Genomic DNA, 6,350 nt, shown 5'->3' on the forward strand with positions numbered 1-6,350 from the left:
ATACTCTTTTAATTTCTCATGTACTTCCGGCTTTATTTCATAGCTTGCTATACCATCGTCATAAGCTTTTTGGGCACCCTCAAGTACAATTTTTAGGTACTTTAAAAATGGCTCTACGGTTTTGCTTATCTCAGTGCCCGATGGACCATGACCCGGAACATAAAGTGTATATTTTTTAAATCCGTCCTCTTGATTTTTAATCTTCTCAAGCACTTTTATATTTTCGATAATGCTTGAAGATTCATCAAATGCTCCAAAACGGTTTGTTATAAGATTATCCCCGATAAAAAGCGTATTTGAGTTTGTATGTTCAATAAGTATATCCGTGTCGGTATGCCCTTTTGCAAAGTGGCGCATTATAAAAGTCTCTCCGTCAACAACAACTGTCTGCTTGTTTTCAATACCTTCGCTCGGAAATGTAAAAGGTTTAGTGCCCTCTAGATTTCCGGTAAGTCTGTCTAGGATACCGTACCAAGTTTCAGCTGAATTGTCTTTAACTTGCTCAATCATATAGGTTAATGCATAGATTGGCACTTCTGGGTATTTTTCCCTAACATTTTTGTTTGCAAACCAGTGGTCACCGTGTTTATGCGTATTAAAAACAGCAATTATCGGCTTAGGGCTCAATTTCTCTATCTCTGCGAGAATTTTTTTACCTACGTTATAGTTTCCGCCTGGGTCAATTACAATAAGTCCGTTCTTGCTCTCAACAACGACAGGATTGTTCATAAACCCTTCGTTCTCTTTGCTAGGCTCTGTTTCAGGTCCATGCATAACATAAACATTTTGGTTCATCTTCTCAAATTTAAACTCACCTAAACTTCCTAATGTAAAAGCATTTAGCGATATTGAAAAGAGCATGGCAATTGAAGCTAAAATAGTAGCTTTTTTCATCTCGTCTCCTGTGTTGTGTAAAATTTTAATTTTGGTGATTATTATACTATGTGAAGGGTAAATCCCCCCATAAAGGAGGATTAAGTAGTTCTTTTTATGCTCTACCTGAAAGCATACCGTAGATTGTCATTGGCTTAAGCATATAAACTTTTAACAACCAGTAAATCCATCTCTCTTTTGTAGGATCAAGAGGGAATGAAGGTGTAGGTTTTTTACTCCAGTCAAACTCTGCAAGCATAACAGTACCGATACTTGTGATAAGTGGACAAACTGTATATCCGTCATATTTAGCAGTCAGTTCTTTGCCGCCCATTGCAGCAATAACGTTTTCAACAACGACTTTGTACTGCTTACGAGCCGAACCTCCGGTTTTACCCATTGGAACACCAGCACAGTCACCTACAGCCCATACATTTGGAAAGAAACCGCTTTGTAGAGTCTCTTTGTTAACTGTAACCCAGCTGCCAGCTGAACCGATTTTTGATTTGCCAACAACATCAGGTGTTTTCATTGGAGGAGCAACATGTATAAAGTCATACTTGAATGTAACAGGCTCGCTAACTTCTACTTCTTTGAAGATTGGTTCACCCATCTCATCTTCAAACTCTTTTTTCTCCATTTTCCACTTGTTGAATGTTGCTGTTTTAGCAGCTGGATCTATCTCAGCAAGGTTGTGCTTGTAGTTTACTTTGAAATCTCTTGCTTCAAACTGTTTAACGATAGGTGCGTTGTAATCAGGAATACCAAATAGAGCCCCGTTGTTTGTGTTGAAAGTAAGTTCTACTTTATCACGCACACCAGCTTCTACAAGACGAGCATGTGTTAAATACATGATTTTAAGTGGAGCGCCACCACATTTGATAGCTCCTCTAGGGTTAGAGAATAACGCTTGAAGTTTTTCAGGTCCCTTGTGAGCTTTTGCTGTGTTAATCAGCTCTTGGATACCTTTCCACGTTGCAACAGCACCGTCTTGGAAGTAAAGAGAGTGTACACCATTTTGTGTAATTGTCTTTTTTGTAGCTGCATTATCTTTTCCAGAAGATGTAATTTCACCCTCTAAACCTTTAATAGCTGCATAGTTAAGATTTGCTCCCGCTGCTACTATAAGCTGATCGTAAGTTACCTCTTGGTTTCCATCAACTATAACTTTGTTGTTCTCAGGATCTATAGAAGTTACGCTGCCTTTGATAAGCTTTACGCCGCTTGGAACAAAGTCGTCTCTTTTGTAGATAATGTCATCAATTTCCCAAACACCACTAGCAACCAATGTTTGACCAGGCTGATAAGAAACAGATATTGGATCCGGCTCTATAACAGTTATATCTGCATCCGAAATAGTGTTGTTTAGACGTGCAGCCGTACTCATACCTGCTAAGCCGCCACCTAAAATAACTATTTTACCTTTAACATCTGCAGATGCGGATGCAGTTGCAGCCCCCACGGTAGCACTAGCTAAAACAGATGCTGCTAACGGAGACACCGTTAGGTATTTTAAAGCCTCACGACGAGACATAATCTCCGGATGCTTATCCACTTCATTTAAAATCTCTTCTAAGATCTTATTTTTCTTCATGATTTTTCCTTTTTTTGTGATAAAGTTATCAATTTTACATCTTTGCGCCTTAAGATATTTTTAAACATAGTAGTTTTTCTTATAATAATGCTATTTTAGGTGCTTATGTGTAATTTATGAGTGTAATTTTTACTTAATAATTATATATTTTATTTATAATAAGCTGAACTGATACACGTGAGTTGAACTCATTTTTTGTCACGCCGTAACTGCAGGTTAACTTTTTTTCACTAGGCATTTCAAGAATTTTTTTAAAGAGTATTAACTCTATCGGTTTTCTCTCATGGGCAAATTGCTTAAGTAGTACTTTTGTATGTGACTTATCTTTGCCGAAATATTTTATCTCTACTACTTGGGCATCTTTGATCAAAAAAAGCGGACGTGAGTTTGCCTCGCCATAAGGTTCAAAGCTCTCTAGCAGCTCTAAGAGCCCAAAGTCTATCTCATCGCTTGGAAGTATGCCCATAACCTTCTCAAGAGAGAGAAAGTCTGCCGGGCTTAGTTTTGAGGCACTTTTGTTAAGAGCAGCTTTAAATAAATCTATATTTTTATCCTCAAGAGAGAGACCAGCTGCCATCTTATGTCCGCCAAATTTGGTTAAAAGGCTACTGTTTTGCTTGATAAGTTCATATATGTTTATGTTGCCTATGCTTCTGGCACTCCCCTTGGCAACGCCGTTTTTTATGCTTAGGACAATTGCCGGCTTTGAGAAATGATCCACGAGCCTAGAGGCTACAATTCCTACAACGCCCTCATGCCAACCCTCTTTTGCAACAACGATAATAGTCTCCTCTTCATTGACAAGCTCAAACGCTTCATTCGTAGTTTGAGCTTCTGTTGTGCGTCTTAGCTCATTTAGGGAGTTTAGCTTTTCGAACTGCGTATAGGCTTCATTTGTTGTTTTTGCGGTTAAAAACTCCAGCGCAATGCTTGCATCTTCAAGTCTCCCTGCGGAGTTTATACGCGGCGCAATTGCAAAGGCTATATCTTCAGATGTGATGGAGCTCTTATTTAAAAAATCTCTTATTATGATAGAAGAGGGTCTTTTCGAGTGCATCAAAATCTTCAATCCCTCTTTAACAATGGCTCTATTTATATCCGTAAGAGGCATAATATCTGCGATTACCGCAATACACAAAATATCCAAAAAGCCTTTCATGTCGATGTCAAGAGAGAGCTCTTTCTTTACTAGTCCAAGCAGAAGCCACGCGACTTGAGCTCCGCAGATCTCTTCAAAGGGGTAGCTGCAGCGTGATAATTTTGGATTTACTATGGCGTATGCTTCAGGAAGTGTTTCTAGCGGCGTATGGTGATCGGTAATAATTAGTTCTATGCCGCGCTCTTTGCAGATCTCGGTAGCCTCTATGGCTGTTATGCCGTTGTCCACCGTTATAACAATGTCCGCATCAACTCTTTTTAAAACGTTTGGACTTACTCCATAACCGTCACTGAAACGGTTCGGGATGATTGTTTGAAGAGGGTAGGGAATCTGTCTGAAAAAGTCGACCATTATGGCTGTTGCACTTACGCCATCAACATCGTAATCGCCAACAAGGGTTATTTTCTTATTCTCTCTTATGGCAGCGGCTATTTTTTTAGCTGCCCTTGAAGCATCATGGAGAAGATTTGGATTTGGGATTTGCGAGAGTGTTTTTTCTTGAGTGTCAAATCTTTGAGAGAGCAGCTCAAAAAGAGCCGACTTGTTTAATATAGGCACATCATCAAAGAGATGCATAACTATTTTTGCTGTGAAATATTTAGAGTTGCCTCAACAAATGCTAAAATCGAAGGGTTTGGAGTTTGAAGTCTCGAGGTAAACTCAGGATGAAACTGAACTCCCAAAAACCATGGATGATCTTTTATCTCAACCGCTTCTATAAGTCCGTTTGACTCACCTGTTACAATCATGCCCGCATCTTCAAGCTGCTTTCTGTAAGTAGGGTTTGCCTCATATCTGTGGCGGTGTCTCTCAAAAATTGTTTTTGCTCCGCCGTAGGCTTTACGTATAATCGAGCCCTCTTTAGTGTCACATGGATACTCTCCAAGACGCATTGTTCCGCCCATTGGAGATTTGTGTGTTCTAAGTTGCGTATTTCCGCTTTGGTCCATAAAATTGTCAATAAGATAGATTATCGGATAAGGTGTACTTTCATCAAACTCTACGGAGTTTGCACCCTCCAAACCAAGCACGTTTCTTGCATACTCCACAAGTGTGAGCTGCATACCAAGACAGATTCCAAGATATGGGATTTTGTTTACGCGTGCGTACTCTATGGCTTTGATTTTGCCCTCAACTCCGCGATTTCCAAATCCTCCTGCAACCAAGATGGAGTCGCAATCGCCAAGAAGCGCTTCTGTGCCTCTTGTCTCAATCTCTTCACTATCAACCCAATGAATTTCCACGCGCGTATCAAGATGCGCACCTGCATGGATAAGAGATTCCGTTAAAGATTTGTAAGCCTCTTTTAGTTCGAGATATTTTCCGACAAATCCTAAAACAATGCGGTTTTTAGGCTGAACAATCTTTTTTACAAGAGAGTCCCACTTCTCCATGTCCGGATTTAGTTCGCCGAGTGAAAGCTCTTTTGATATCGGTTTTAAAATGTTTTGTCTTAAAAATGTAATAGGAATATCATAAATAGTTGCAGCGTCAAGAGCCTCTATGACGCTGTCTGCGGAGACGTCACAGCTCATCGCCAGTTTTTTCTTGAATGTTTTTGGGAGTGCATTCTCGCTTCTTGCAATTATCATCTGCGGAGTTATACCGATGCGGCGAAGCTCTTGAACGGAGTGCTGGGTAGGTTTGCTTTTTAACTCGCCTGCAGCTTTGATATATGGAATGAGCGTGACGTGAACAAAAAATGTTCCCTCTACCTCTTCATCATGCTTCATCTGTCGGATAGCCTCCATAAATGGAAGACCCTCAATATCCCCTACCGTTCCGCCAAGCTCCACTATAAGGATCTCATGACCCTCTCCGGCCTCTTTTATGCGTTTTACAATCTCGCCGACTATGTGCGGAATGACCTGAATAGTCTGTCCCAAATAACCGCCTGCACGCTCTCGCTCAATTACGCTAGAGTATACCTGACCGGTAGTAAAGTTGCTCGATTTAAGATAAGAAGAGTCCAAAAATCTTTCATAGTTTCCGATGTCTAAATCCGTCTCCGCTCCATCTTTTGTAACGAAAACTTCCCCGTGTTCAAGCGGACTCATGGTTCCGGGGTCAACATTGATGTATGGATCTATCTTTAACATACCGACTTGTATGCCGGCATGTTTTAAGAGTGTGCCAATGCTGGCTGCCGTTATCCCTTTTCCAAGAGAACTTAAAACTCCGCCGGTAACAAAAATATATTTAGTCATAAAATAGCTCCAAAATGTCAAACATAGCCGCGATTATAGTATAGAATCTCTTAAATTTAAGTATATGATTTTTTTTAAAATATTTAAAGCTCAAAGTTTCTTTTGCTATAATAACGTTACTTCAAGGGAGCTCTTAAAACCCTTAAAACTAAGATTTGAAAGACTTTTATGGATTCAGCACTTTTGTATATTGTTATGGCTCTAGGCATCTCTACGGTGTTAAATCTGTTTTTAAAGCGCTTTGGCATCTCGCAGATAATAGGCTACATCTTTACCGGAACCATAATGGTTTATGCGCTAGATTTAAGGTATATGAACGACTCAAAAACTCTAGAGCACATAGGTGAATTTGGTATAGTTTTTTTGATGTTTACGATAGGTCTTGAGATATCTTTGGCTAAGATGAACAGCATGAAAAAAGAGATATTTTTCAACGGCTTTTTGCAGGTTGGATTTACCGCCTTGTTCGTTTACGCTATAAGCCACTATCTCTTTTCGCTTGAGTCAACTTCCGCTC

5 protein-coding genes are annotated in these 6,350 nt (G+C 39.8%); 1 reads left to right on the forward strand and 4 read right to left on the reverse strand.

Annotated elements, in window-relative coordinates; translation table 11 throughout:
- From RQ763_RS08505 to RQ763_RS08520, 4 genes are all read right to left on the reverse strand, one after another.
- A partial coding sequence (locus tag RQ763_RS08505; RefSeq protein ID WP_314152366.1) for an MBL fold metallo-hydrolase occupies positions 1-894 on the reverse strand: 894 nt, incomplete at its 3' end.
- A 94-nt stretch (positions 895-988) separates the two neighbouring features.
- Complete coding sequence (locus RQ763_RS08510) at positions 989-2,467, reverse strand: FAD/NAD(P)-binding oxidoreductase (RefSeq protein WP_314152367.1); 1,479 nt, start codon at positions 2,465-2,467, stop codon at positions 989-991.
- Between the two features lie 133 nt (positions 2,468-2,600).
- Complete coding sequence (gene recJ / locus RQ763_RS08515; protein ID WP_314152369.1) at positions 2,601-4,202, reverse strand: single-stranded-DNA-specific exonuclease RecJ; 1,602 nt, start codon at positions 4,200-4,202, stop codon at positions 2,601-2,603.
- 2 nt (positions 4,203-4,204) lie between these two features.
- On the reverse strand, positions 4,205-5,833 hold the full coding sequence (locus RQ763_RS08520; protein ID WP_314152370.1) for a CTP synthase: 1,629 nt from the start codon (positions 5,831-5,833) through the stop codon (positions 4,205-4,207).
- A 168-nt stretch (positions 5,834-6,001) separates the two neighbouring features.
- On the opposite strand from RQ763_RS08520, the gene RQ763_RS08525 reads away from it, so the two are divergent.
- The coding region (locus RQ763_RS08525; RefSeq protein ID WP_314152372.1) for a cation:proton antiporter at positions 6,002-6,350 on the forward strand (349 nt) is incomplete at its 3' end.

The sequence above is a fragment of the Sulfurimonas sp. genome, from assembly GCF_032250635.1.
GTDB lineage: Bacteria > Campylobacterota > Campylobacteria > Campylobacterales > Sulfurimonadaceae > Sulfurimonas.

Excerpts from the sequence above, each read along its gene's own strand:
- RQ763_RS08510 (WP_314152367.1), bottom strand. The coding sequence starts at position 2,467 with ATGAAGAAAAATAAGATCTTAGAAGAGATTTTAAATGAAGTGGATAAG.
- recJ (WP_314152369.1), bottom strand. The coding sequence starts at position 4,202 with ATGCATCTCTTTGATGATGTGCCTATATTAAACAAGTCGGCTCTTTTT.
- RQ763_RS08520 (WP_314152370.1), bottom strand. The coding sequence starts at position 5,833 with ATGACTAAATATATTTTTGTTACCGGCGGAGTTTTAAGTTCTCTTGGA.